Annotated in this window: 15 protein-coding genes; 11 read left to right on the top strand and 4 right to left on the bottom strand. The window is 70.6% G+C overall.

The annotated features are described in order from the left end of the window. The first annotated feature begins 161 nt into the window (after nucleotides 1–161). The gene (locus BXY45_RS18655) at nucleotides 162–1,826 is read left to right on the top strand and encodes a coiled-coil domain-containing protein (protein ID WP_109776043.1); all 1,665 of its coding nucleotides are present in this window, start codon (nucleotides 162–164) and stop codon (nucleotides 1,824–1,826) included. Nucleotides 1,827–2,190: 364 nt separating this feature from the next. Here the strand turns inward: BXY45_RS18655 and BXY45_RS18650 are convergent, their stop codons facing one another. Next, the gene (locus BXY45_RS18650) at nucleotides 2,191–2,889 is read right to left on the bottom strand and encodes a DUF433 domain-containing protein (protein ID WP_109776042.1); all 699 of its coding nucleotides are present in this window, start codon (nucleotides 2,887–2,889) and stop codon (nucleotides 2,191–2,193) included. Between the two features lie 91 nt (nucleotides 2,890–2,980). Next, nucleotides 2,981–4,213: an IS1096 element passenger TnpR family protein gene (locus BXY45_RS18645; protein WP_109776041.1), complete on the bottom strand. Its 1,233-nt coding sequence runs from the start codon at nucleotides 4,211–4,213 to the stop codon at nucleotides 2,981–2,983. Nucleotides 4,214–4,505: 292 nt separating this feature from the next. Between BXY45_RS18645 and BXY45_RS18640 the strand changes: the two genes are divergently transcribed. From BXY45_RS18640 to BXY45_RS18625, 4 genes are all read left to right on the top strand, one after another. Beyond that, nucleotides 4,506–4,706: a hypothetical protein gene (locus tag BXY45_RS18640; RefSeq protein WP_109776040.1), complete on the top strand. Its 201-nt coding sequence runs from the start codon at nucleotides 4,506–4,508 to the stop codon at nucleotides 4,704–4,706. Then, complete coding sequence (locus BXY45_RS18635; protein ID WP_109776039.1) at nucleotides 4,703–5,044, top strand: type II toxin-antitoxin system PemK/MazF family toxin; 342 nt, start codon at nucleotides 4,703–4,705, stop codon at nucleotides 5,042–5,044. The genes BXY45_RS18640 and BXY45_RS18635 overlap by 4 nt, the downstream gene beginning before the upstream one ends. 126 nt (nucleotides 5,045–5,170) lie before the next feature. Further along, nucleotides 5,171–6,346 carry an ATP-binding protein gene (locus BXY45_RS18630; protein ID WP_109776038.1) on the top strand — a complete coding sequence of 392 codons (1,176 nt, stop codon included), beginning with the start codon at nucleotides 5,171–5,173 and terminating at the stop codon, nucleotides 6,344–6,346. Further along, a complete protein-coding gene (locus tag BXY45_RS18625) occupies nucleotides 6,343–7,323 on the top strand; it encodes a ParA family protein (protein ID WP_109776037.1) in 981 nt (326 codons plus the stop codon). Before BXY45_RS18630 ends, BXY45_RS18625 begins: the two co-directional genes overlap by 4 nt. A 34-nt stretch (nucleotides 7,324–7,357) precedes the next feature. On the opposite strand, the gene BXY45_RS18620 is transcribed toward BXY45_RS18625, so the two are convergent. Further along, nucleotides 7,358–8,056 carry a hypothetical protein gene (locus tag BXY45_RS18620; protein WP_109776036.1) on the bottom strand — a complete coding sequence of 233 codons (699 nt, stop codon included), beginning with the start codon at nucleotides 8,054–8,056 and terminating at the stop codon, nucleotides 7,358–7,360. Between the two features lie 199 nt (nucleotides 8,057–8,255). Between BXY45_RS18620 and pglW the strand changes: the two genes are divergently transcribed. From pglW to BXY45_RS18590, 6 genes are read left to right on the top strand one after another with little or no spacing between them, the layout of a single operon-like run. Then, complete coding sequence (pglW, locus tag BXY45_RS18615) at nucleotides 8,256–12,611, top strand: BREX system serine/threonine kinase PglW (RefSeq protein ID WP_109776035.1); 4,356 nt, start codon at nucleotides 8,256–8,258, stop codon at nucleotides 12,609–12,611. Beyond that, entirely contained in the window at nucleotides 12,608–16,141 is a 3,534-nt protein-coding gene (gene pglX, locus BXY45_RS18610; protein ID WP_109776066.1) for a BREX-2 system adenine-specific DNA-methyltransferase PglX, read from the top strand. Before pglW ends, pglX begins: the two co-directional genes overlap by 4 nt. A gap of 8 nt (nucleotides 16,142–16,149) precedes the next feature. Then, nucleotides 16,150–19,956, top strand: a complete 3,807-nt coding sequence (locus tag BXY45_RS18605) for a DUF6079 family protein (RefSeq protein WP_109776034.1) — start codon at nucleotides 16,150–16,152, stop codon at nucleotides 19,954–19,956. After that, nucleotides 19,953–22,772, top strand: coding sequence for a BREX-2 system phosphatase PglZ (gene pglZ / locus BXY45_RS18600; RefSeq protein ID WP_170131610.1), 2,820 nt, complete (start codon nucleotides 19,953–19,955; stop codon nucleotides 22,770–22,772). Before BXY45_RS18605 ends, pglZ begins: the two co-directional genes overlap by 4 nt. Nucleotides 22,773–22,795: 23 nt before the next feature. Then, nucleotides 22,796–24,115 carry a BREX system ATP-binding protein BrxD gene (gene brxD, locus BXY45_RS18595; RefSeq protein ID WP_211319736.1) on the top strand — a complete coding sequence of 440 codons (1,320 nt, stop codon included), beginning with the start codon at nucleotides 22,796–22,798 and terminating at the stop codon, nucleotides 24,113–24,115. A gap of 1 nt (nucleotide 24,116) precedes the next feature. Next, a complete protein-coding gene (locus BXY45_RS18590; RefSeq protein WP_109776031.1) occupies nucleotides 24,117–26,231 on the top strand; it encodes a DEAD/DEAH box helicase in 2,115 nt (704 codons plus the stop codon). A gap of 61 nt (nucleotides 26,232–26,292) precedes the next feature. Here the strand turns inward: BXY45_RS18590 and BXY45_RS18585 are convergent, their stop codons facing one another. After that, nucleotides 26,293–26,547 (bottom strand): hypothetical protein, encoded by a 255-nt coding sequence (locus BXY45_RS18585; RefSeq protein ID WP_109776030.1) that lies wholly within the window; start codon nucleotides 26,545–26,547, stop codon nucleotides 26,293–26,295. Nucleotides 26,548–26,785: the final 238 nt, after the last annotated feature.

Raw genomic sequence — 26,785 nt, 5'->3', positions numbered from 1 at the left:
TGTGACCAGGCGCTTACTCCCAAGGGGCCAGTCCTTCACAGCTCCCCGCGACACCCACCCCGGCCGCACCAACCTCCCGCTCCCTGGCACGCCGAAGCCGCTCACCGCCAACCTGCGACCCGGCTGTCCGCTCCACCTGACCCGGCCAGGATCATTGGGGGATGCACCTGCTCTGCGTCATCGACGTCGACGTCGAGGTGCGCCCCGGTGCCCTCGAGCGGTCGGGCATCCGCACGACCGCTGCCGCCATCGACATCGTGCTCGAGCACCTGCGCGGCGAGTGGGAGCGGCACTACGCGGTGGTCCCCGGCACGGACGAGCTCTCCGCCGACGGCTTCACGGTGCTCCCCACGCTCGACGACCCCACCGTCCTGCACGACCTGCGCTGGTCAGCGGTCGGCCACCGTGACGAGCAGGACGACGACGGCGGCCGCGGCGTCCGACATAGCTCTGCCCCGCGCGGCGCCCTCGTCGCGCTGAGAGCCGACCTCTACACGCCGCTCGGCCCGGAGGGCCGCATGCGCGCCCGCACCACGGTGACCTCTCACCACCGAGACGGTGCGCGTCACGGCGACAGCCACCTCGGTGCAGCCGGCGGCGTCCACGTGCGGATGAGCACGGGACGGGAGCTGCTCGGCCACCGCCTCGTCCCGCTCGACGAGCCCGCCGCAGGCCGCCCGCCGCTGCTCGCGTCGCTCACCGCCGACCCGCGCCTGCGGGTGACGTGTCGCGGGCAGGACCTCGACGGGCGCATGCCCTCGCTGACCAGCACCGACGACGGCGACGACGTGCTCACCGCCCTGCGGCAGCCCCAGCGGCTGCCCGTGCTCCTCGCTGACCCGGCCACCCAGCCCGGGTGGGGGTTGGCGCGCCGCGCGGCGACGGAGCTGCAGGGCCTGGCGCGCGTCGTCGTCGTGAGAAAGGCCGCGAAGGAGCGGCTCGCGGAGGCGGCGCCCGAGTTCGCGCCACCGCCTGGCGGTCTGCGGCTCGTGTGGCCGGACCTAGCGGTCGAGCATCCGACGTGGGACGAGGGCGAGGCCGTCGCGGCGGAGCCGCCGTTCGTGGAGGTGCTGTTCCGGCAGCTGGCCGCGGCGTCGGCGCTGGCCGGTGGGCGCGACGGCGCGTGGTTCCAGGCGCGCCGGCGCAGCAGTGGGCGCGGGGGAGGGGAGCGCGGGGCGTCGTCCTCCGAGGGCGACCAGGGCGAGGAGGTCGCGTCGCTGCGGGCCGAGCTCGACGAGTGGGCCGGTGAGGTCGCGCTGCTCGGCGAGGAGAACGAGCGCCTGCGCGAGCAGGTGGAGGCCCTGGAGGCGCTGCGCTTCGAGCTGGACCGCTGGCGTGCCCGGGCGACCGCCCTGGAGGCGGAGGTCGGGCCCGACCAGGTCCGCTGGTCGGACGCACCCGCGCTCGACCCGCGGGACGCCAAGCCGCTGTTCGCCTTCCTCGAGGACGCCAGCGGCGGCACCCTCCGCTTCACCGCGAAGGCCGCCCGGGCGTGGGCGAAGTGCTCCTACGTGCACCCCGCCAAGATGCGCGAGGCACTGGTGTCACTGGCGCAGGCCGCGCGCGACTACTCCGAGCGCGAAGGGCTCGTCGAGGGGCGGATGACGGACTGGTTCCTTGCCGGGTACGGGCTGGACGTGGCCCTCACCGACACCCCCGAGCTCACGCGCCGCGCGCGCTTCGTCTACGAGGGGGAGGAGCTCGACGCGGTGCCCCACATCAAACTCGGTGACCACACCCACCCCGACGCGTGCGGCCGCGTGTACTTCGCGTGGTCGGCGCAGCCGCCGCGGTTCGTGGTCGACCACGTGGGTCAGCACCGCTGACGCCACGTGGTCGACCACGTTGATCGGTTGAGGGTGGCCGGCTGGGTTGAAGGGCTAGGGGACGACGACGGCGGGGGCCGTCAGGCGTCGTCGTCCAGGCGCTGGTCGAGCAGCGCGTCCAAGGTTTTCCGGCCGTCGTGGCGTGACTCGGCGTAGCACGACCTGGACCAGGCCAGCGCGAACTCCTCGGGTGACGGCATGGTGGCTCCTCCTGGATCGCAGTGATCGGGGGTCCTGCCGACGACGTGTCGCTGGCTGCGACCGGCGACGGCATGCCGCGATGGTGAGGCCGGTGGCGGCGTCGCGGACGGAGGCGTGCCGAGAGACACGAGCTGGTGACCCAGCCGTAACGCCGGCTGCTCGTTCAGGCAGCACTCACGGTGGGCCACGAGCGCGACCACGCGTACGTCAGGCCGTCGTGGACATCGCCTTCTGCGAGGTCGAACTCGTTGGCCAACTCCTCGATGGAGCCGCCCGCTCTGACTCGCTCTGCAAGCACATCGGTGCGGACGCCGCGGACGGTCGCGGCGCCGGAGCTTCGGCGGGGGTCGATGACCACGGCACGGTCCTTGCCGAGCGGTCTGATGCGTTCTGCCTCGGCCAGGGGCGTGTCGGCGAAGTCGATCCTCTCGACGTAGTCACCGACGACCAGGGGATTCAGCCGGTACTGACCACTGCGACCACGGAAGACGAGCCACAGGTCTTCGGGGACGTCGGTGCTCTCCTGCAGCTGGAAGACCAGCTCGCGTCCCTTGCCCACGAAGGGCTTGAAGTGCGCCAGGGGGTAGCGGACCTGGAACTGCTGGCGCATCTCCGAGATGAAGGGGCGCAGGCGTTGCATAGACACCGAACTGCGATAAGCCCGCAGGTAGCGAGCCTCGACGACCTCGCCCCACGTCATGTCCAGGGTGCCCCGAGGCTCAGTCCGGAGAACCGGCTCGTAGAAGGTGCCGCGCCTGTCGCCGCCCTCCAACCAGTGCTGGAGGGTCGTGGCGGGAATGCGCAGCTGTCGCGCCGCCTCCCGTGCCGGCATGACCGGCACGTCGAGGATCGACACGGCCACCGCTGCCCCCTCTGATGCTTGGCTCGACCTCCGCAGTGTCGAGATGTTGACAGGATGGCAGACGCTTCCGACCGCCGGATCAGCAGAAGGCTCAGCTGACGGGCACCTGCTCGTCGTTCGCCCCGACGAGCCCGCTCAGCGCCATCAGCAGCACGGCTCGCAGGTTCGGGTCGAGGCGCAGCTGGTTGCCCTCCTTGAGAGTGGCCAGGCCCGCGGCGTCCAGTAGGGCGGACTCCGTCAGGAGGACTGACGGGTCGACGCACGTCTGAGCGATCTCCAGGAGGTCAGCGACTCCGTGAGCTCCCAGCACGGCGAGCAGCTGCATGAAGGCCGTGACGCGCGGGCCGCCGGGGGTGTCGGCGACGGCTTGCGGGTCGCGGAGGAACTCCTGCAGCGGCACCGACTCGTCCAGGATCGCCGACAGGTAGGCGATCAGCACCACGGTGGCCGTGCCGGTGTCGTCACCGACCAGCTCCTCCCGCAGCTCCCGCGCTTCGAGCGTGGCGCCGTGGATGGAGGCGAGTGTGGCGAGCGCCTTGTCGTCGCGCTTCTGCAGCGTTTCCCGCAGCCGAGCCGGCCACGACTCCGGGCTCCCGAGGTCGGCACCCGGCGCTGCGTCACTGTCCGTCACCGGGACACCGAGACGTTCGCGCAGCCGCACCACGAGTGGGTTGGACCGGGCTGCAGCGGCGACGGCGTCCGGAGGGATCGCGCCGATCTCGTCGATCAGCTCGTCGTCGATGTCGAAGAGCGCCAGGGCGGCGGCGTCGTCGTCCTCGAAGACGGCGACGACGGCGTCGCGCAGCTCGTCCAGGTCGAAGTCGCGTTGCAGGGGCTCGTCCAGCAGCTCGCCGTCTTCGTCGTAGGGGCCCATGCCGTCTTCGAAGGGAGCGGGCTGGCGGCCGGTGACCAGGACGGCGGGCGGTGCGTCCTCGTTGAACGGAAGGATTTTCTCGAGCTTGAGGGTGTGCGACCAGTCGTCGCCGAGGTCGTAGGTGTAGCCGAGCGTCTCCCCGGGGTGGGTGAGCACCTGGTCGAGGGTCACTTCGTGCTCGGGGAGGGCGTCAGGGAGCTCGAACTCGACGTCGCTGATGTACAGGTCACGCTGGCCGGTGCCGCGCTCCCCGTAGCGGTGGAAGTGGTGAAGGTGGCTGTTCTCCCAGCCGAACGCGGCCTGCAGCACCAGGTGCAGCGCCTCCAGGTTGAGGTCGGAGCGAACGTCCAGCCGGCGCCACACCGGGGGCTTCATGCGGTCGAGGTCCACCCGGAGGCGGTAGGTGACGGGTTCGGCTCGACGGTCGTGGAGGTGGGTCGGTGAAGTCACTGGTCAAGTCTCCCCAGTGATCAGGACGACGGCGACCCGAGCCTGCGGGCCTCGTGTGCCGCGGCTGCGAGACGTGACCCCCGGAGACTGGGGAGCGGTCACTCCGTCTGACAGCACGGCCGGTGGCCTATGAGGTACTCCTGGGCGCTGACGGGGAAGTCGGTGGCGTCCGCGCGTATCTACCGGGCTGGGGCGCAGGGGAGTCCCTGCGTTGCCCCAGCGGTCTTGTCAAAGCCGCGCGCCTTCCCGCGCTGTCTTGAACAGTTGTCGAACGCGGCGGCATCCTGGCGCCGTGTCCAGATCGATCGATTTCCGTCCCAGCGCCGAGGATGAGCGCATCCTGCGCGAGGCTGCCCGCCCAGGGGAAAGCACCTCGGACACGCTGCGCCGTGCCCTGCGACTGCTGGACCACGAACGGTGGCTCGGCCAGTTCCACGCCGACGCCGAGAAGATCAAGAACGAGGATCTGGGCGCCGAACCGGACGCCTGGTGATTCGCGGAGCCGTCTACCGCGTCGACCTCGGCCAGACACGGGGTCACGAGCAGCGGGGCAGGCGTCTTGGCCTGGTGGTCTCTCCCTCGGAGCCGCCGCTGTCCGTCGTAACCATCGTCCCGACCTCTACATCAGCCCAGCCATCGGTCCACCGGCCCGAGCTGGAGGTCGCTGGGCGGCCGACTCGGATGCTGGTCGATCAGGTCCGCTCCATCGACACCGACTACCTGGTCGGCGATCCGGTGGACTACTTCGCCCGCGACCAGATGGCCCACGTGGAGCTGGCCCTGGCCCACTACCTCGGCATCGCATCCATCGCTTCGTGGGGAGCGTCGTAGTTCACGGCCTGCACCACGGGGCGCTTGTCTGCCTAGGGCTACCTGGACACCGTGTGAGCGGCTCGTCTTCCTTCGCACCGACGAGGCCCGCACCGTGCTCCGCGGCGGACGCGGCAGACTTGTCGGGTGCAGGTGGATCTGGCTGAGGTACTGGGCCGACGCGAGGCGGCGTCCCTCGAGTTCAAGCGACAGATCGACCACTTCGACGACGTCCGCAAGAACGTCTGCGCGATGGCGAACGACCTGGCGGGAGCCGGTGGCGGCGACATCATCATCGGGGTGGACGACAACGGCGCGGCGTGGGGAGCTGACACCAGCGACAAGGAGCTCCAGCGCTTCCTCGGTCTGCGCAACGACGGCGAGATCCTTCCGCGACCTTCGTTGAACGTCAGCGCGGCTGTGTACGACGGCCTGCCGGTGGTGCGGATCCGCGTCGAGGCTGCAGAGCTTCCTCCGGTGCGTTTCAAGGGAGTCGTCTACGTCCGCCCGGGGCCGCAGGTGAAGTCAGCGAACGCCAACGACGAGCGGGTTCTCCTCGAGCGACGCACCGCCGCTGTCAGCGCCTTCGACTCCAGGGGCCTGCCGGGAACGTCGATCGACGCGCTGGACAAGGAGCTGCTGAGCTCCACCTACGTGACCGCAGCAGTGGACCCTGACGTGCTTGAGGAGAACGACCGCCCCCTCGCGCAGCAGCTGCGTTCGCTCGGGATCCTCGACGCGCAGGAACGGGTGACGCCGACGGGGATCGTCCTGGGGGCGTTCGACCCGACGGCCTGGCTCCCCGGCGCCTACGTCCAGTTCGTCAGGTACGCGGGGACGGACGTCGCCGCTGACGTCGTCGACGAGGAGGAGGTGCGCGACAACCTCATCACCGGCACCCGGACGCTCACCGCCCTGATCCAAGCCAACGTCACCCAGCGCCCGAAGGCGGACGGACTCCTCACGGAGCGCACCTTGGCTGCGTACCCCATGGCTGCGGTGAGGGAGGTGCTGCTCAACGCCCTCATGCACCGCGCCTATGACTCCACTCACGCGCCTGTGCGCGTCCAGTGGTTCGACGACCGGATCGAGATCTCCAACCCCGGCGGCCCGTACGGAGTGGTGACGGCGGACAACTTCTCGTCGACCAACGACTACCGCAACCCCTCCCTTGCAGCAGCTCTCAAGACGCTGGGCTTCGTGAACCGCTTCGGGCGAGGGATCGGCAGAACCCGCGTACTGATGGCGGAGAACGGCAACCCTCCGCCGGAGTTCGTCATCGACCAGTCCTCGTGGACGGTCACCCTGAGAGGACGCGCATGACCACCGTCGCCTTCTTCAACAACAAGGGCGGCGTCGGGAAGACCACGCTGGTCTACCACCTCGCCTCGATGATCTCGCGCCTCGGTCGGCGCGTCCTGGCGGTCGACCTCGACCCGCAGGCCAACCTCACCGCGCACTTTCTCGGCGACGACGACCTCGAGTCGCTCTGGACAGCGCCGCTGGAGGAGCGGACCACCATCGCAGGAGCCGTCCACCCCATCGTCGAGGGCACCGGCGATGTCCGAGTCACCGCTCCCAGACTCGTCGCGGAGGACCTCTGGCTGCTCGCAGGCGATCTCGACCTCAGCCGCTTCGAGGAGAAGCTCGCTGCCGCGTGGCCGTCGACGTTGACGGGGAGCAGCAACGCTGACGTCCGCGCGACGACGGCGTTCCACCGGCTGACCGCGGCTGCCGCCTCGGAGGTGGCGGCTGACGTGACCCTCATCGACGTGGGGCCGAACCTCGGTGCCCTCAACCGCGCCGCTCTGCTGTCGGCCGACCACGTCGTCGTGCCGCTCGGCGCTGACCTGTTCAGCGTGCAGGGTCTTCGCAACCTCGGGCCCGCGCTCCACCGGTGGAGGCAGGACTGGCAGGGCACCGCCCGCCCCCGCATCACGCTGGACGTCAGCCTCCCCAGCGGTGAGATGCGTCCGCTGGGCTACGTGGTGATGCAGCCGAGCATGCGCCTGGACCGACCGGTCAAGGCCTACCAGACGTGGCTCGACCGCATCCCCGACGTCTACCGCAGCACGCTCGGCACTACGGACCAGTCTCTCGTCGATCCGGCGATCGGGACGGTGCGGAACTTCCGGAGCCTGATGCCGCTGTCGCACGACGCGCGCAAGCCGATGTTCGATCTGCGCACCGCCGACGGCGCCATCGGCAGCACCCAGCGCTACGTCCAGCTGTGCTTCGCCGAGTTCCGAGCGCTGGCGGAAGAGGTGCTGGAACGGCTCGACCTGCCGAGCACGGAGTAGCTTCAGCCCAGCCCAGATGGGGACAGGCAGCTGCTCACGGCGCGAGCGGCTCCCACCAGCTGTCGAGGAACGGCTGGTGCTCCTCCCGCAGCGTCTGGAGGTGCTCGTCGAACGAGGTCGTGCTGAGGGACAGGGCGAACACCTCGGGGTTGCTGCACAGCGGCTCGAAACCCACCTGCCGCCACGTCCACTGGAGCGAGGCCTGCCCCTTCCGGCGTAGGCCCTCGCCGCCGTGCGGGAGTGCGTTGATCGCGTCACCGCGGTCGGGGAGTGGCATGGGGTAGCAGGCCACGACGTCGACGCCCGCCCGCAGCGACTCGATCACCTCGGCGAGCAGGAGCGGCCCGAGCCCGAAGCCCCGCCACTTCGGCTCCAGGCGCATCTCGTTGACCACGAGGATGGTGCCGCCGATGACGTCCTCCACCGGGCTGTCCGGCCGGTCGTCAAGCGCGTCCAGCTCCGTGACGACTGCTTCGACAACGGTGACCAGGTCCCCGTGCATCTCGTCGGCAGCGTTGACCAGGTCAGCGTCGTAGATGTCGCCGATCCAGAGGTCCGCAGTGCCCAGGGTGACCGTCTGACCTTCGGCGAGCTGAACAGCTCGGAAGGTGGCCGTCCACTCCTGCAAGGGGTGAGAGTGCCCCGGCGTCAGCTCTCGATGCACGTCGATGCGCAGGTCCGCGAGGCCGTGGCCTTGCGCCGCCGCATGGAGGTTGCGTGCCAGAGACGTCATCCGGCAATCGTCACCGCGCAGGCCGTCCCACCGCTTCGCCCCTTCGGGCGGTCTTCGGCACGCCGAGCGCGGGCACTCCTCGCGCGGTTGCCGTGCCCTCGCCGAGACGCCCGATCATGGGGTTCCAGTACGGGGTTTCCGTCCGACTGAAATACTCCTTCGCGATCCTCGTCGATGAGGTGGAAGAGGGGGTAAGGACTTGTTGGAGCAGCTGCCGCGGTGGGTCGAGGTCTCGCCGTCGCAGTTCACCCACGAGTCCGAGGGACTCCGCCGAGTCCGCGCGCTGCTCCCCGACGCCGCCCCCTACCGGGCCTGGAGCAACTTCGAGTTCCGTGACTCGCATGGCAAGTGGCACGAGGTCGACCTGCTGGTGCTGGGACGCCGCCGCCTGCACCTCGTCGAGCTGAAGTACTACAGCGGCACGCTTCGTGGTGATGACCACCGCTGGCTCCGTGACGGCCACCGTGCCGAGGACTCGCCTCTCAAGCTCGCCCGCCGCAAGGCACAGCGGCTCGCGTCCAAGCTGCAGGATGAGTTCCGCCGGCTGGCGGAAGGGCAGCGCTGGCAGGCGCCCGACGTGCGCAGCATGGTGCCCTTTGTCCAGGAGGCGGTGTTCCTGCACCACCCCGGTTTCCGCAGCGCGCTCCCGGACGATTCCGCCATCGACCTGTTCGGTCTGGAGCGGCACGGCCGGTCGTCCAACCTGCCGGACCTCTCCAGCCGGCTCCTCGAGGCACCCCGTCCTGGTGACAACGTGATCACCGCCGAGCGGTCGAACACCATCGCGGTCCTCATGGAGCGCATCGGTGCCGTTCCTCGGCGCCAGAGGGAAGCCGGCTCCTGGGTGATCGACGAGGAGCCGCTCGGCGACGGTGAGGGGTGGCAGGACTGGCCCGCGTTCCACCGGGTCGAGCAGACCCGACGCGGGCGGGTGCGCTTCTTCGTCCCGCTCCCAGGCGCGCCCGCTTCGGAGCAGCAGCGGGTGAGCCGCACTGCTCGCCATGAGTTCTCCATCACCTCGCGCCTGCAGCACGAGGGGGTGTTGCGTCCCGCCGACCTGGTGGATGCCGAGCTGGGCGTCGGGCTGGTCTACCCCGTCGACGACGAGTTCCAGCGTCTTGACCTGTGGCTCAGCGACCAGCCCACGGGCGTGGCGCTGCCGGCACAGCTGCGACTGCTCCGCAGGGTCGCCGAAGCGGTGGCGTACGCCCACGGCAACCGCGTGGTACACCGCGGGCTGTCACCGCTGGTGGTCTCAGTGCACTCCAGCGGTGAGCGGGTGCTGGTCGGTGACTGGCAGAGCGCCGGCGACGTCGAGGCTGGCGCCCGGAGCAGTGACGGCGTCACCCGCTGGCTCGACGAGACGACTGTCCGAGTCGCCGCTACCCGCAGGCTCGCCGCCACCTCCCTGCAGGAGGTTGGCCGCCGAGACGTCGAGGGTCTGCGGCCGGAGGTCTTCCAGGCGCCCGAGGGCCGCTCGCGCGGCGCTGTCGACAGAGTGCGGCTGGACGTCTTCGCCCTCGGCGCCTTGGCGTACTACCTGGTCAGCGGACGCGAGCCCGCGCGTGACGTCACGGCGCTGCGGGAGCGGCTCAGCCGCGACGGCGGCCTCGACCTTGCTGCTGACCTTCCGCAGGTCTCGCGAGCGCTGCGCCACGTGGTCCTGCACGCCACACATCCCGTCGTGGGGGAACGGACCCCTGACGTCGCGAGTTTCCTCGAGGAGCTCGCTCACGCCGAGCGCTCGGTCACCGAGACGGACAGCGGAGCCGACGAGGTCGACCCGCTCGACGCTGCCCCGGGAGCTGTCCTCGACGGGCGCTTCACCGTGGTCCGCCGCCTGGGCACGGGCTCGACAGCAGCCGGGCTGCTGGTCGAGCATCACGAGGGCCCTGACGCCGCGGCGCCGCCGGTGCGGCGCGTGCTCAAGGTGGCGCTTCACGATGCCGCGGCCGCACGACTCGCCGACGAGGCCGAGGTGCTGCGCAGCCTTGACCACCCGCGCGTGGTCACCCTCCTGGAGGGGCCGCTGCAGGTTGGGGGGCGCCGGGCGCTCCTGCTGGAGAGCGCCGGCGAACGCACCCTGGCCGATGAACTGAGCCGCCGGGGCCGGCTCTCGCTCGACCGGCTCGAGGGCTGGGGGTCGGAGCTGCTGGAAGTGCTCGTCGCCCTCGACCGCAAGGGCGTGGACCATCGAGACCTCAAGCCGGCCAACCTCGGCATCCGGGAGCCCAGGAACCGCGGCCCGCATCTGGTGCTGTTCGACTTCTCGCTCTCGCGAGCCGCGGCCACGTCGCTGCAGGCTGGTACGCCGCCCTACCTCGATCCGTTCCTCGGCACTGGAGGGCGCGACCGATTCGACTCCGCAGCTGAGCGCTACGCCGCTGCCGTCGTCCTCTTCGAGATGGCCACGGGGTCGACGCCGGTGTACGGCGACGGGCGCTCCGACGCCGGCTCGACGCCCGGGGTCGACATCCCTACATTCACCGCGGAGGCCTTCGACCCTGCCGTCGCTGCGGGCATGGTCGAGTTCTTCCGCGGCGCACTCTCCCGCAACACCGCTCAGCGGCACGACACCGCCGCCGACATGCTCGCCGCATGGCGCGCGCTGTTCGCTCCGGTGCCCAAGACCGTCCCCGACGACGCCGATGCACGCGCCGAGGCCGCCCAACCGTCAACGCCCCTGGCTGAGGCGGGACTGTCGGCACGAGCGCTCTCCGCTGTGGAGCAGCTGGACGTGCTCACCGTGGGTGACCTGGTGGCTGTCGACCCGGTGGGCCTCAACCGGCTCAGGGGCGTCTCCGAGGCCACCCGCAAGGAGGTCAAGAGCCGGGCGAGCGCGTGGCGCAAGCGGCTGCTCGCCGATGTCACCGCTGGGGGGCGGCCGGCTCCGCCCGCCGGGGCTGCAGGACCGAGCGCCGGCGTCACGCTGCAGGCTGCCTGCCAGCTGTTGCTGGAGGCACTCGGTGGCCGCGGTGGTAGCCGACGGCAGGCAGCGGCCCTCGTGCTCGGAGCGGAGGGCGAGCTCGACGCCTTCGCGAGCCAGCAGGAGCTGGCGGACGCGCTGGACGTGACCCGTGCCCGTGCCGGTCAGCACCTCGCCGACTTCCAGAACGACTGGGCGGGCCACGCCCCGAGCCGCGCGCTCCTCGACGGGGTCGCTGGCGCCGTGCGCGACGCCCTGGCGGCTGCGGGCGGCGTCGCCACCGTCTCGGAGCTGACCGACGCAGTGCTGGCCCGCTTCGTGCCGACGGCGAGCCATGGGCCGCCGTCGGTGGCGGACCGGCGCGTGGCGAGCGGGCTGCTGCGCCTCGCCGTCGACAGGCTCGCGGCGTTCAGCAAGGCGCAGGCTGACGACGCGGCGGTCGCCACCGTGGTCAGCCGCCGCCATGGCGGGCGGATCGCCCTGCTGGGCACCGACGCCGCTTTCCTCGACGCTGCTGACGCTTTAGGGCAGGCGACGGCGCAGATCGTTGCGCGCTCGGTGGCCGCCGGTGAGGTGCTCGTGCCCGAGGTTCGCGCTGCGCGCGAGCTTCGTGAGGTCGCCGCCACCGCGCTCGAGCCCGAGGCTCCGCTGCTCGGCGATGCCGGACGACTGGTGACGCTCGGCGTCGCGGTGGCGAGCCTGGTCGGCAGCGGTGTTGGCCGTAGCGGTAGCGGCGACCTACACAGCCTCGACCTGCCGACGACCACGGCGCTCGCTCTCGCCCTGGCAGGAGCACAGGGCAGCGAACGGCTCCCCCCGACGGAGGTGGTCGCACGGTTCCGTGCACGCTTCCCGGCCCTTCCTCCTCTGCCGACGTCCCGCGCCCACCTGGAGGCGCTGCTGCGCGAGGCGGGGCTCGACCTGGTGTGGGACGAGGCCGAGCACGGCTTCCGCGCTCGCACCCAGGTCGGTGACACGACAGGACTCGCTTCGCGGGCGGCCACCGTCACGGGCGTTCCTGTCGTCTCCGCGGTTGGCTACGGGCAGGTCGACCGCCGGTTGGCCGAGAGCATCGCGGCTCGCTCGTTCTTGGCGCTTGGAGTCGCTGGGCAGCGCGTGAGCGAGGTCCTGGCTGCGATGAAGGCGCGGACACCGGCAGACGGAGGCGCCGTCGACGTCGTGGACGTCACCGAGGTGCTGCTGACCTGCATGCGTGAGGCAGCCCAGCGCTTCGGCGTGCCGTGGGACACCGTCGAGGCAGCCGATGCCGCGACCCCGGGGAGCATCGACCAGCAGGGTCTCGCCGCACTGGTGACGCAGGCGCTCCCCGGAGTCGAGGCGGCCGTCCAGCGGGCGATGGACGTCGGCGCGGAGGGCTCCCGCGCAGTGCTGCTCACCGACGTCTCCCCGCTGGCCCGCTACGGGCACCTGGCCTCGCTCGGTCGCTGGAGCGACCTGTCGGCGCGCCGCCGCCAGGCCGTCTGGGTGCTCGTGCCGCAGCTGTCGATCCAGCGAGGACCGGTCATCGACAGGACCCCGCTGCCGCTGGCAGCGCCGGGTCAGTACCTCACCGTGGACGACGAGTGGCTGCGGCAGCGCGCCGCCGGCACGACAGGAGTGACGGCATGACGGCCACCCCGACGCTGACCAAAGACCTCAAGCGGCTGGTGCTGCAGCTCGAGGACGACCTGCGCGAGCAACTGGACCGCGACGACGAACGACGTGCGGCCTGGCAGGCCGAGCACCACGACGCTGTTCGGCGTCAGCGCACCGCGGGCGCCTGGGGCGCGTGGCGCGACGACCGCATCACGCAGGTTGCCGTGTCCTGGGTGCTCACCACGGTGTTCGTCCGCTTCTGCGAGGACAACGCGCTGGTGACTCCTACATGGATCACAGGCCCCGGCCCGCGCCGGCAGGACGCCCTCGACGACCAGCTCGCCTACTTCCGCACCCACCCCGAGCACACCGACCGGGAATGGCTGGAGCAGGCGTTCGCCCACCTCGGGTCACTGCCGCCGACGGCGGCGCTGGTCGACGCCCGAGCGCCGTTCCGGCTGCTGCCCATCTCCGGTGGAGCAGCGGGCCGCATGCTGGACTTCTGGCGGTCGCGCGACGACGACGGCGCCCTCGTGCATGACCTGGCCGACGCCGACCCGGACACGCGCTTCCTCGGAGATCTCTACCAGGACCTGTCCGAGCACGCTAAGAGCACGTACGCGCTCCTGCAGACACCGGAGTTTGTGGAGGAATTCATCCTTGACCGGACGCTGGAGCCTGCACTGGCCGAGCGGCCGCTCGACGGCTTCAAGATGATCGACCCGACCTGCGGGTCGGGACACTTCCTGCTCGGCGGTTTCCGCAGGCTTCTCGACCGCTGGCACCGCAAAGCGCCAGGTCTGGAGCTGCAGGCCCGCGTGCAGCAGGCGCTGGACGGCGTCTTCGGTGTGGACATCAACCCGTTCGCGGTGGCGATTGCCCGGTTCCGGCTACTTCTCGCCGCGCTGAAGGAGTGTGGGCTAACATCGCTGGAGACGGCTCCCGCACTGACGACGAACCTTGCGGTTGGCGACACCCTCATCTACGCCGCGCCGCAGACTCAAGTGCACTACGAGGGTCTGCACGTTTATGCGCACGAGGACACTGCTGCGCTTGACAGGATCCTTACCCCCGGCTCGTACGACGCTGTCGTGGGCAACCCGCCATACATCACAGTGAAGGATAAGGCGCTCAACGAGGCATATCGAAAGCTCTATCCGATGTGCAAGGGGAAGTACGCTCTGACGGTTCCCTTCATGGAGTGCTTCTTTGGGCTTGCGAGGCGTGCCACCGATACGCAGCTTGCCGGGTGGGTTGGTCAGATCACGTCAAATTCTTTTATGAAGCGCGAGTTTGGTGCTCCGCTCATCGAGGAGTTCCTGGCGAAGCAGGACCTCCGACTGGTGATCGACACCTCCGGCGCCTACATCCCAGGGCACGGAACTCCGACGGTCATCCTCGTCGGTCGTCCGCAGCGCCCGGTGGGCGACACGGTCCGCGCAGTTCTCGGTATCCGCGGTGAGCCCGGCCGCCCGTCGGCGCCGGAGGAGGGGTTCGTCTGGAGCTCGATCGTTGAGCATATGGGCACCCCGGGCTGGACCGACGAATGGGTGTCGGTGGTCGAAGCTCCGCGACGCACATTCTTGCGGCATCCGTGGAGCCTCACTGGAGGCGGCGCCAATCTCCTTGGCCGGCACCTGATGGCCAATTCCGCGTCGACACTGGGCGATGTAATCCTTGGGAAGATTGGCTTCGCCAGCTTCCCTGGGGCCGATGACGCCTTCTTTGCGTCAGGTCGCTCATTGGTGCGGGCGGGAATCCCCGCCAAGTATGTCCGCGAGGTCGTCATTGGGGAGTTCGTTCGCGACTGGGACAATAGCCCTGGCTTCTCCTCGTTCACGCCAATCCTCCCCGACCGATGTCTCACAACTGCCAATGGCCACAAGAGCTGGCTTCGCCGGCAGTGGCCGCTCAAGGCCGTCCTGAACAACATCACGGGGTTTGGTGGCGAGACGCGAGCAGAATCGGGTGCACCGTGGTGGCTGTGGTACCGCTGGGTGGCGGCAAGGTATTCCACCCCGTTGTCAATAACCTTCGCATTCGTGGCCACGCACAACCATTTCGTTCTAGATCGCGGAGGGAGGGTATTTAAGCAGTCGGCGCCAGTTATCAAGTTGCCTGCACGTTCGACCGAAGGGCACCATCTAGCATTGCTAGCTGTACTTAACTCTTCGGCGGCGTGCTTCTGGCTCAAACAGAATAGTCAGAACAAGGCGGGGGGTGGCAACGGTAGGGGTATGCAAGACGAGGCATGGGAAGAGCGGTATGAATTTACCGGAACTACTCTCCAAGAGTATCCCCTGCCGGTAGACTTCCCGCTCCGTCAAGGCCATCTTATTGATGGCCTTGCGCGGCGGCTGACGTCGCTGACGCCGTCCGCCGTTGCTAAGGGGGAGGTGCCTGAAGCGCTGCCGCTCAAACTCGCGCGCGAGGAGTACGAAGCTACGCGCCGGCTCATGGTGGCCGAGCAGGAAGAGCTCGACTTCGAGGTTTACCGGCTCTACGGGATTCTCGACGACGACCTCACCTATGCCGAAGAGGTACCCGAGGTGTCGCTAGGGGAGCGAGCCTTTGAGATCGCGCTCGCTCGCCGCGTGGCTGCAGGCGAAGAGACCACCGCGTGGTTCGCCAGGCACGGGTCCAAGCCCATGACCGAGATCCCCGAGCACTGGCCGGCCGCCTACCGGCGGGTGGTGCAGCGGCGGCTCGACGCCATCGAGAGCAACCCGCACATCCGCCTGCTGGAGAAGCCTGAGTACAAGCGCCGGTGGGCGTCCGAGCCGTGGGAGAAGCAGCAGACCGCCGCGCTGCGCGACTGGCTCCTCGACCGGCTGGAGGACCGCGCGCTGTGGTTCGATCGTCAGGGCCGGCCGCAGCCGCAGTCCGTCGCGCAGCTCGCTGACCGCGTGAGCCGTGACAGCGACCTGGTCAGCGTGCTGGAGCTGTGGAGCGGGCAGCGCGACGTCGACGTCGTCCGCGCTCTTGCAGAACTGCTCGCCGGCGAGGCGGTGCCCTACCTCGCGGCCATGCGCTACAAGGACTCCGGCCTGCGCAAGCGGGAGGCGTGGGAGCAAACTTGGGCGCTGCAGCGCCGCGAGGACGCGGGCGAGGACGTCGGCGTGATCCCCGTGCCGCCGAAGTACACCTCCGCTGACTTCGTCCGCGGCTCGTACTGGCAGGCGCGCGGCAAGCTCGACGTGCCCAAGGAGCGGTTCATCTCCTATCCCGGAGCGGGTCGCGAGACCGACCCGACGCCTCTGCTCGGCTGGGCCGGGTGGGACCACGCCCAGCAGGCGCTCGCCATCGCCGTCGTCCTGCAGGCTCGTGAGGAGGAGGGCTGGGCTGAGTCACGGTTCACGCCCCTCGTCGCGGGGCTCGCCGAGCTGCTGCCGTGGGTGCGCCAGTGGCACTCCGACCTCGACCCGACCTACGGCGTCAGCCCCGCCGAGTTCGTCGCCAACCAGCTCACCGAACGCATGGCCCAGGTCGGCGCCACTCTCGACGACCTCGCCGCCTGGCGACCCGAACCGCCCCGCCGCGGGCGGGCACCCCGAAAGGCCTGACCCTTCCCATGCTCCTCAAGGACGTCCTGGAGATCCCCGAGCGCTCGCTCGCCGAGGACTATGTGCTGCGCCTCACCGACAACGTCGGTGGGGGCAGCGCAGACGCCGCAGCCAGCGCCGCGAGCAGGCGGGCCATCGAGGAGTACGTGGTCACCGAGCCGCTGGTCGCGTCCTTCGACCGTGCGCTGGGCATCGTCGCCGATGCCCTGACCACCGGCACCAGCCGCGCTGCCTTCCTCACTGGCTCCTTCGGGTCAGGCAAGAGCCACTTCATGGCCGTGCTCCACGCGCTGCTGCGCCACGACGCGACGGCGCGGGACAAGCGCGAGCTGCAGCCGGTGGTCGCCAAGCACGACGCCGCGCTGCGTGAGGCGAAGCTGCTGCCACTGGCCTTCCATTTTCTGGCCGCGCCGTCTGTGGAGCACGCGATCTTCGCCGGCTACGAGCGGCAGATGTCGCAGCTGCACCCGGAGGCGCCGCTCGCGCCGCTGCACGAGAGCCAGCAGATCCTCGTGGACGCCGAGCGCCAGCGGCAGCTGCTCGGTGACGAGCGATTCTTCGCCGCGCTCAACGGTTCCGGCGCTGGGTCATTCGGCCCGGCGGGCGCTTCCGCGGGGGCAGCCGGTGGCGTGTGGGGTGCACTGCTCCAGACCCAGGCCTGGACAGCTGGCTCTTATCAGGCGGCACGATCTGCCTCCCCGCAGGCGCCCGAGCGACAGCAGCTGGTGACCGACCTCGTGAAGGTGTTCTTCAGCTCCTACACGCGTCAGGCAGAGTGGGTCGACCTCGAGTCGGGTCTGGACGCCATCGCCCGGCACGCCAAGAGCCTCGGTTACGACGGCGTCGTCCTCTTCCTCGACGAGCTGGTGCTGTGGCTCACCAACGCCGTGCGCGACCCGGTCTTCTTCCGCCGCGAGGTGCAGAAGATCACCAAGCTGGTGGAGAGCTCCACTGGTACCCGCGCCGTGCCGCTCGTCTCCTTCGTGGCCCGGCAGGTGGACCTGCGCAAGTGGTTCACCGACTCCGGCGTCACCGGCGCGGAGCAGGAGGCGCTGGACCGCGCCTTCCGCCACCAGGAGGGGCGCTTCGCCACCATCGAGCTCGGTGACGACAACCTCCCGTACGTCGCCCGTCAGCGGGTGCTGCGCCGCCGCGGCCCCGAGGGGGAGCGGGTGCTCGACGATGCCTTCGCCGCGCTGGAGCGCCGGCCCGCGGTGTGGAGCGTGCTGCTCGACGGCGTCAACACTGACGACCGCCACCGCGGCGCCGACGAGGCAGCGTTCCGCCTCACCTATCCGTTCTCACCGGCGCTGGTCTCCACGCTGCGCTCCCTCGCCAGCGTCATGCAGCGCGAGCGCACCGCGCTGAAGGTCATGCAGAAGATGCTCGTCGACCGCCGCGAGATTCTCACTGTCGACGAGGTCATCCCTGTGGGCGACATCTTCGACGACGTCGTGACCGGCAGCGAGGCTCTCGACAGCAGCGTGGCCGCCAAGTTCGCCGCGGCCGGTGCGCTGTACGCGGACAAGCTGCAGCCACTTTTGCTGCGTCGCTACGGTCTGACACCTCACGACCTTGCCGAGCCCGCAGCGCTGCCCGGCGGCTACCTCACTGACGACCGTCTGGTGAAGACACTGCTGCTGGCGGCTGTTGCCCCCAACGTCCCGGCGCTCAAGGAACTCACCGCCTCGCGCCTCGCCTCGCTGAACCACGGATCCATCACCACGATGCTCCCTGGTGGCGAGGTGGGCGTGGTGCTCACCAAGGTGCGTGAGTGGGCCAGAGACGTCCCGCAGATCACCGTGACTGGAGACGGCCGCAACCCCGTCATCGCCGTCCGGCTCTCTGATGTCGACTCCGAGTCGATCGTCCAGCGCGCCGCAGGGGAGGACAACGAGGGCCGCCGCCGCGAGCTGCTTCGCGAGCTGGTTCGCGAGGCCCTGGGGCTGGCGGAAAGCGTGCCCGACATGTACGGAGCCATCCGCCAGACCCACGTGTGGCGCGGCTCGCAGCGCGAGGTCGACGTCGTCTTCGGCAACGTCCGCGACACCGACTGGCTTACCCGCGACCACTTCACGGCGCGCGAAGGCACCTGGCGGCTGGTCATCGACCACCCCTTCGACGACGCCGGCCACTCCGCCGCCGAGGACCTCAGCCGCGTCGAGCGCCTCCGTGACGAGGGCCTCGACACGAACACCCTGGTGTGGCTGCCGCGCTTCCTCACCGACGACCGCATGCGTGAGCTCCGCCGCCTCGTTATCCTCGAGTGGCTGCTCAGCGGCAACGGGGAGCGCTTCACAGCCCACGCCGACCACCTCTCCGAGGCCGACCGGCTCACCGCCAAGACGCACCTCGAGACCGAGCGCGCCGCGCGCCGCGCGGACCTGCAGGGCGTGGTGCAGGTGGCGTACGGCGCCGCAGCGCCGAACGCCACCGCCGTCATCGACGACGCTGGGCACACGCAGGTCTTCGTCAGCCTCTCGGCTTCGTTCAGGCCGCAGCCGCCCGTGGGCGCCGACCTGCGCGCCGCCTTCACCGCGCTCCTGGACCAGGCGTGGTCGCACACCTACCCCAAGCACCCCCTGTTCCAGCCGGCAGACCGGCCCGTCACCGTGGCTGAGCTGGTGGCGGTGTACGAGCACGTCGAGCGGGCGGTGGCAGACCCCGACGGGCGAGTCCCTCTGACAGGGAAGATCGCTGAGACGCGGCGGGTGGCTGACGCGTTGGGCGTCGGCAGGGCAGCGGAGACGCACTTCCTCTTCGGGGACGAGTACCTCCGCCCCTGGGCCGCCGAGATCACCCGGGCGGCGACGCGCGCCGGCGTCTCCGACACCGACCCCGTGACAGTCGCGCAGCTGCGTAACTGGATCGCGGATGTCGAGCCGGCATGGGGCCTGCGCCCGGAGGTCGCCGACCTGGTGATCATGGCGTGGGCGGCGCTGCGCCAACGGGCGTGGAGCAACCACGGCGGTCCGGTGGTCCCGCGCCCCGGCGCGCTGCAGCCGACGTACGAGCTCCGGACCCAAGCGATGCCGAGCGACGCCGACTGGGCTGTGGCGACCCACCGGGCCGCTGTTCTCTTCGGGGTGGTGGCACCACCGCGGCTGACCGCCAGCAGGCTCAATGCCTGGGCTGAGCAGGTGCACCTCGCACTCAGCGAGATGCCGCGCATCTTCGGCCTGATTCCGGCGGTGGAGCACGCGTACACGGCATTGGGACTCGACACCTCTGACGAGGCGCAGGGCGATGCTGGCCCAGCGCCCAAGCGTCTGGCGACCGCCCGCAGGTCCCTGGCGCTCGTCGAGCGACTGACCAGGGCAGCGACCCCGGTAAGACTGGTGGAGGTGCTGGCCCAGGTGGACTCCGCCGCTGACGACACGGCGGCGGCCCGCTCGATGTCGACGGCCTCCTCCGTCACCGCAGCGCTCAGCAGCTGGACGTGGTCTCGTCTGCGTCCGCTCCGCGAGGGCGCGGCAGGCGACGGCTCGCGGGCGCGCGAGGCGCAGCGCATCCTCGACGATCTGCGCAAGGCCATGGCCAGCGATGAGTTCTCGTTGCCCGTCGCCCCGCAGCTCGGCCAGGCCTCGGACCAGATCTTCGCCTGGCTGGAGCGGGGCCAGGAGCCTCGCGACCTCCGTCCTCCTGTCCCCGTGGGACCGACCGGACCGACACCCCGCCCTCGGCCCGGCCAGACCAGTGGGTCGGTGCGCGTGCCGCGCGGATCGACGCCTCGGGAAATCAGCAACGCACTCGCTGAGGTGCTCGCCGGCAGCGCCGACGGCGACCTGGTGATCGACTGGCGGTTGGAGCCGTGACCACCATCACGGATGCGGCGCCTGGGCGGTCGACCGTCCGCCTGCCGGTCATCCGGGCGCTCCTCGACGACGCTCGCCGCCATAAGTACGTCGACGGCGTGCTCGGTGTGCGCGCGTCGCCGTCGTGGGCAGGGCCGGAGACGTTCAACCACGAGGGCGTCCCGGTGCGGGTGGTCGCGTGCCGCTCGACGCTCGCCGTCCGCGAGGCGCTCCTGGGCCGGAGCCGTGGACGCTGGTTGGTGCTGCTCACGGACCGCGACGAACTGGACCTCGGCGCCGGGGTGCTCACCCACCTCGTGGGGCACCGACTGCGCACGCCAGACCCCTGGGACGCCGTGCGCCACAGTTTCTCCGCCACGGGCATTGACCCCACGCTCACGGGGGGTGCCGGCGCCCGCGACCTCGCGCTCGGCCTGCTCACCGCGACCTCCGTGGACGGGTGGCCCGCTGCACGAGGCGGCGTGCTCACTCGCGACCATGCCCTCGCAGCAGTCGCCGTCCAGCACCTCGGCTGGTCCGGCGGATCACCGGACCTCGCCGCGGTGCTGGAGTGGTCGACACGGCCGGATGCGGTCCCCCGCATCGCCGACCTGCGAGAGCTGGCGGGCGACGTCCTCACCGACGCCGTGCTGCAGTGGCTCGCAGCTGCCGCACTTGGCGTCCGCGGCCCCGTCGAGCACCTGCTGCGGACGGGCCAGGTCAGCGACCTCGCGCCCTGGGGACTCGTCATGGGGACCGTGGCGGCCGCGCTCGCCGATGGCTCGGCCTCGACCGCCGAGCGAGAAGTCGCGGCCGCGGCGCGCATCCGCGCTGAGGCATGGCTCGGAACGCCCGTACCAGCGCCACCGCAGCTCACGGCGTGGTCGGAGGTCGTCGCCGCCTCTGTGACCGCCCGGTCTGCTGCCGCCGGTCGTGTGCTCGCCCGCGCCGACGAGCTGCTGCGCAGGGTGCAGGCCGAGGGTCTGGCTGGGCGCTCCCCGGTCCTGCGTGCTGGCCTCGACGCACGCCTCGTCGTGCTCGCGGAGACACTGCGCCGGGCCGGCGACGGCACGAGCGGTGACGTCGAGACCGCCTGGGTGACGGTCCGCAGCCATCAGCTGGCGGACGCCACCGATGACGTGCGCCTGCGCGCCATGGAAGCAGCCGTGAGGCTGTGGCGCTGGCTCGCCACCCCGGAGCCGTCAGGCTCCGGCTCGCCGCTCGCTGAGCACATTTCGCGGCACACGACGGAGCACGCGTGGGTGGACACCGCTGTCGCCGTGCTCGCCGGCGGCACCGGCCACCCCGAGCTCGACACCGCATTCGAGGCGCTCCTGCACCGTGTCCGCAGCCGGCGCGCCGCCGCTGACGAGACCTTCGCGCAGGCCTTGGCGGTTCACACTCTCGACGACCCCCCGGATACTGGCCCTGGGACCCGTCGCTCGCACGGCGGCGTCTGGCACGTCGAGGACCTGCTGCACGACGTGGTGCTGCCGCTGGCAGCGGCGCCGCAGGTGGAGTCCGGGGTGCTGTTGCTCGTCCTCGACGGCATGAGCGCCGCGATCGCCAATCAACTGGTCGAGCACCTGACCACCAGCCGCACCAGCGGGTGGGCCGAGGCTGTGCTGCCGGGCCAGGCGCGACGCGCGTCGACCCTGGCCGTGCTGCCGACCCTCACCAAGGTGAGCCGGACCTCGCTCTTCAGTGGAGAGCTGCGCGAAGGGACCCAGGAGACGGAGCGCCAGGCGTTCCAGGCCCTCACGCGCGCCGCCGGTGTCTCCTCCCGGCTGATCCACAAGAAGGGGCTCGACAGCTCACGCGAGGGTCACGCTGTCGCCGACGACGTGCGGGCGGCCGTTGAGGACACCGCCGGCACGAGGCTCGTGGCGTGCGTGCTGAACGCCGTCGACGACGCCCTCGACCGCTCCGACCCCGGCGGCACCACCTGGGACGCCGACGCGGTCAAACACCTCGCTCCGCTGCTGCAGCTCGCGCAGCAGCGCGGCCGCGTCGTGGTGCTGACCAGCGACCACGGACACGTCATCGAGCGACGCCTTGGGGAGCAGCGCCGATACGCCTCGATCTCCAGCGGCCGCTCCCGGAGCGACGCCGAGCCGGCCGGCAAGGGGGAGGTGCTGGTCAGTGGCCGGCGTGTGCTGCTCCACGGCGGTCGGGCGGTGCTCGCCGTCGACGAGCGCGTGCGGTTCGGTCCCCTCAAAGCCGGCTACCACGGCGGTGGGTCGCCCGCGGAAGCGGTGATCCCCGTCGTCGTCCTCGTCCCCGGTGTGGTGCCGACGGGACTGCCCGCCGAGGTGGCGCTACGGCTGGCGGGGCCGCAGGCGCCCGCGTGGTGGACGGGTCCGGTGACCCTGGCGGTCACGCCTGCCCCGGTGCCTACCGGTGCGGCCGTCGGGGAGCCGGTCGCTGCGTTGGAGCCCACCGACGAGGGACACCTGTTCAGCTGGAGCACGCAGCCGGCGCCTGCAACTCCGGCGGCAACTCCCCAGGCGTCCGCCAGGGGTGCTGACGTGGCGCGAAGGCTGCTGAACAGTGCGGCATTCGCTGCTCAGGTGGACTCGGCGCGGCGCAGCGCTGTGACGCCGGAGCTGGTGGCGGCCCTCGTCGCGGCGCTCGTAGACACACCTGGGCAGCGGCTGCTGCTGGTCGACGTCGCGAGACTCCTCGCGGTGCCGGAGGCGGTCGTGCTGGGACCCGTGCGGCAGGTGCAGCAGCTGCTGAACCTCGAGGGGTACGAGGCGCTCCGCCTCGACGTCGACGGGACGACGCTCGTGCTCGACGAGGCACTGCTGCGCGAGCAGTTCGAGCTGGGCTCGTGACGGCTTCGCCATCCTCACCGTCGGTGTCGCCCCGACGGCGTCGGGAGGTGCTCGACGCCCTTCGACGCGGGACCGTCCCGGCCGCGGGTCTCGACCTGCTCGCCACCGGCCTCGAGCGCTTCGCGCCGGCGCTGGACGCCGAACTCGATGCCGTCGAGGGTGGGGGCGCTGCGTTCAAGGCCGTCCGCGGTGAGTACGGCGCAGGCAAGACCTTCATGACCAGGTGGCTCGCGGAGCGGGCGATGCGTCGCGGCCTCGCCGTCGCCGAAGTGCAGATCTCCGAGACCGAGACCCCGCTCCACCGCTTGGAGACGGTGTACCGGCGCATCGGTGAGGCGTTGCGGACGTCATCGTTCCCGCCCAGTGCCCTGCGAGCTGTGCTCGACTCCTGGCTCTACACGCTGCAGGCCGACGCGCTCGCGGCGTCCCCGCATCTGCCGACGGACTCACCGGCGCTTGCTGAGGCTGTCGACAGGCTGCTGGAGGCCCGTCTCGCTGCCGTCTCCGCGCGCACCCCAGCCTTCGCGCAGGCCTTGCGCGGCTACCACCGGGCGGTGACCGAAGGCGACTCACCGAGCGCCGACGCACTTGCCGCCTGGCTCGGCGGGCAGCCTCACGTGGCGGCCGCGGCCAAGCGCGCCGCAGGAATCCGCGGGGAGCTCGACCACTTCGGAGCCATGGGGTTCCTGCAGGGGCTGCTGACCGTCCTCCGCGACGCCGGTCACCCCGGCCTCCTCCTCGTGCTCGACGAGGTCGAGACCCTGCAGCGCGTCCGCGGTGACGTCCGAGACAAGGCGCTCAACGCGCTGCGGCAGCTGCTCGACGAGGTCGACGCCGGTCGCTACCCCGGTCTTTACCTCGTGGTCACCGGCACTCCGGCGTTCTTCGACGGGCCCAGCGGTGTCGCGCGGCTCGCTCCACTGGCCCAGCGGCTGGCCACCGACTTCACCACCGACGCGCGCTTCGACAACCCGCGCGCGGTTCAGCTCCGGCTGCCGGGTTTCACCCAGGAGCGGCTCGTGGCGCTGGGCGCGAGGGTGCGCGATCTCTTCGCCGACGGCGCCGCTGCGGGCGACCGGGTGCGCGCTGTGGTGGACGACGCCTACGTGGCCACGTTGGCTCGTGCCGTGACCGGGCAGCTCGGAGGCCGGGTCGGCGTGGCGCCCCGCGTCTTCCTCAAGAAGCTCGTGGGTGAGGTGCTCGACAGAGTCGACCAGTTTGAGGACTTCGACCCGCGGCGTGACTACGCCCTCACCGTCGGCGTAGCGGAGCTCTCGGACGTCGAGCGGGAAGCCGCGGGATCCGCGGCCGGATCGGTCGACGACGTCCACCTGGACCTCTGAGGTGGAGGAGCTCCACCCCGTCGTCCAGCACCACCTAGTCAACACCCTGGGGTGGCAGGCGCTACGCCCGCTCCAGCAAGCGGCGATCACGCCGCTGGTGGCGGGCCACGACGCGCTGCTGCTCGCGCCGACTGCCGGTGGCAAGACCGAAGCCACGGTGCTGCCGTTGCTGTCCCGGATGGCCGGCGAGGCGTGGACTGGCCTGTCGGTGCTCTACGTCTGCCCGCTCCGGGCGCTGCTCAACAACCTCGAGCCACGCCTGGCCGGGTACGCGTCGTGGACCGGGCGGCGTGTAGGCCTGTGGCACGGAGACACGACGGCGGGCACTCGACGTCGCCTCCTGGAGGACCTTCCGGACCTCTTGCTGACGACGCCGGAGTCGCTGGAGGCCATGCTCGTCTCCACGCGGGTCGACCACCGCCGTGTGTTCGGCGACCTTCGCGTCGTCGTCGTCGACGAGGTCCACGCCTTCGCAGGCGACGACCGCGGGTGGCACCTGCTTGCCGTCCTCGAGCGGTTGTCTAGGGTCGCGGGGCGGTCGGTGCAGCGCGTCGGAATGTCCGCGACGGTGGGCAACCCCGATGAGCTCCTCGCGTGGCTGCAGGGAAGCGGCCGAGGCACCCGTCCTGCGACCGTCGTGGCACCGCCTGCCGCCACCGCTCCGGCTGCTCCAGACCTCCAGGTGGATTTCGTCGGGTCGGTGCCCAACGCGGCCACGGTGGTCGCGGCCCTACACCACGGCGAGAAGCGACTGGTTTTCGCGGACTCTCGCCGCACCGTGGAGCAGCTCGCGGTAGCGCTGCGCGAGCGAGGCACCGAGACTTTCGTGTCGCACTCGTCGCTGTCGGTCGATGAGCGGCGGCGCGCCGAGACCGCCTTCGCCGAAGCGCGTGACTGCGTCATCACGTCGACGTCCACGCTAGAGCTGGGCATTGACGTCGGCGACCTTGACCGGGTGCTGCAGCTGGGAGCGCCGACGACGGTCGCGTCGTTCTTGCAGCGGCTGGGACGCGCCGGGCGCCGCGCGGGCAGCTCGCGCTCCATGCTCTTCCTGGCCACCACCGACGAGGAGCTGTTGCGAGCGGTGGCCCTGCTGCTGCTCTGGAGCGAGGGTTACGTCGAGCCCGTCACCCCACCGCCGTCGCCTCGGCACTTGGCGGCACAGCAGCTGCTCGCGCTGTGCTTGCAGGACGGAAGAGTCGGGCGCACGACATGGCCGGCGGCGCTCGGCGGTCTTCCCCTGGCAGGCGCCGACGAACTAGCGGAGATCACCGACGGCCTACTGGAACGCGGCTACCTGGACAGCGACAGCGGGATGCTGTTCGTCGGCAGGGAGGCCGAGCGGCGCTATGGGCACCGGCACTTTCTCGAGCTGCTGTCGGCCTTCACCGCCGATCCCCAGTTCACCGTGCTGCACGGCCGGCTGGAGATCGGAACCCTCGATCAGCTGGCGTTCACGCGCTCCGTCGAAGGCCCCCGGGTGCTGTCCCTCGGCGGGCGTTCGTGGCTGTTGACGCACCTCGACTGGGGCCGGCGGCGCGCCTACGTGGAGCCGACCGACCGCGTCGGCTCCTCTCGATGGTCCGGCGGAGCACGAGCACTGTCGTTCGCCCTCACCGACGCGATGCGCCGCGTGCTGCTCGGGGCCCAGCCGCGGGGCGTCGTCCTGAGCCGCAGGGCCACGGAGCGACTCGCCGTGGTGCGCGAACAGCTCGCTGTCGCCGTCGACCCGAGGGCCAGCGCGGTAGGAGAGTGGCACGGCGAGCAGCTGCGGTGGTGGACCTGGGCGGGCGCTCGGGCGAACCTAACGCTGTTGAGCGCGTTGGCGGTCTCAGGCGTCGTCGAGGAGGTGTCGCAGGTGGATGACCGCTACCTACGGCTGGCTCCCGAAACGACAGCCGGGGCGCTCACGGCCGCGATGGCTGGCGTTCGGCAGCGGATCGAGGCACTCGGGGTGACGACCGAGGTCTCCGACGAGGCACTGAAGCAGCTGAAGTTTGCCGATCTGCTGCCGGAGCGGCTGTCGCGCCGAACCCTCAGCGAGCGGCAGGCGGACGCAGCAGGAGCGCGGCTGGTGCTGGACCGAGGCGTGTTTGACGTCCGCGCGAGCCGCTGAATCAAAGCGCTGGCACTCCAAGACGGGTTCCCCAGCGACGACGGGGACGTCGCGACAACGCTCAGGTAGATGGCTTCGACAGCATCGCAGACGACCATGTCCGCGTGACGATCTTCAGCCCAAACTGGTTGGTGAACTGCGAGTGCTGCTGGGTGAGGTGTTTGTAGGCCCGGTCCATCCTGGTCGACCAGACGAGGCGCGAGACAAGGAAGAGGTCGAAGGCGGCGGACTCCAGCCAGTCGACGTCGCTCGTATACCCGACCACTGCTCTTGCCTTCGTCTTCGCGCAGAACGCCTTGAGTTGCTCGTCGGGCACGTCGACGACGCTGCAGGCTCCGAAGTAGACGATTCGGCCTTGAGTCGGTTGGCGAGGTGGGCCTCCAAGTCTTCGAGCGTCACTTCGGTGTCGCCGAGGAAGGAGATGGCGTTCCTGCGTCCGTGAAAAGCGAGGTAGAGGAGCAGGGCGCGGTCATAGTCAGGTGAGCACCGCGGGCGCCCTCCCTCGTAAGAGATCAACAGCGTTGGTGTGAGCAGCGTTCGCCCACGTCAACGTC

Source organism: Quadrisphaera granulorum (assembly GCF_003149145.1).
GTDB classification, from domain to species: domain Bacteria; phylum Actinomycetota; class Actinomycetes; order Actinomycetales; family Quadrisphaeraceae; genus Quadrisphaera; species Quadrisphaera granulorum.
Note: the sequence above shows the minus strand (reverse complement) of the source record. Positions and strands in the feature narration are given on the sequence as shown.

Excerpts from the sequence above, each read along its gene's own strand:
- BXY45_RS18655 (WP_109776043.1), top strand. The coding sequence starts at position 162 with ATGCACCTGCTCTGCGTCATCGACGTCGACGTCGAGGTGCGCCCCGGT.
- BXY45_RS18625 (WP_109776037.1), top strand. The coding sequence starts at position 6,343 with ATGACCACCGTCGCCTTCTTCAACAACAAGGGCGGCGTCGGGAAGACC.
- BXY45_RS18620 (WP_109776036.1), bottom strand. The coding sequence starts at position 8,056 with ATGACGTCTCTGGCACGCAACCTCCATGCGGCGGCGCAAGGCCACGGC.
- pglX (WP_109776066.1), top strand. The coding sequence starts at position 12,608 with ATGACGGCCACCCCGACGCTGACCAAAGACCTCAAGCGGCTGGTGCTG.
- BXY45_RS18605 (WP_109776034.1), top strand. The coding sequence starts at position 16,150 with ATGCTCCTCAAGGACGTCCTGGAGATCCCCGAGCGCTCGCTCGCCGAG.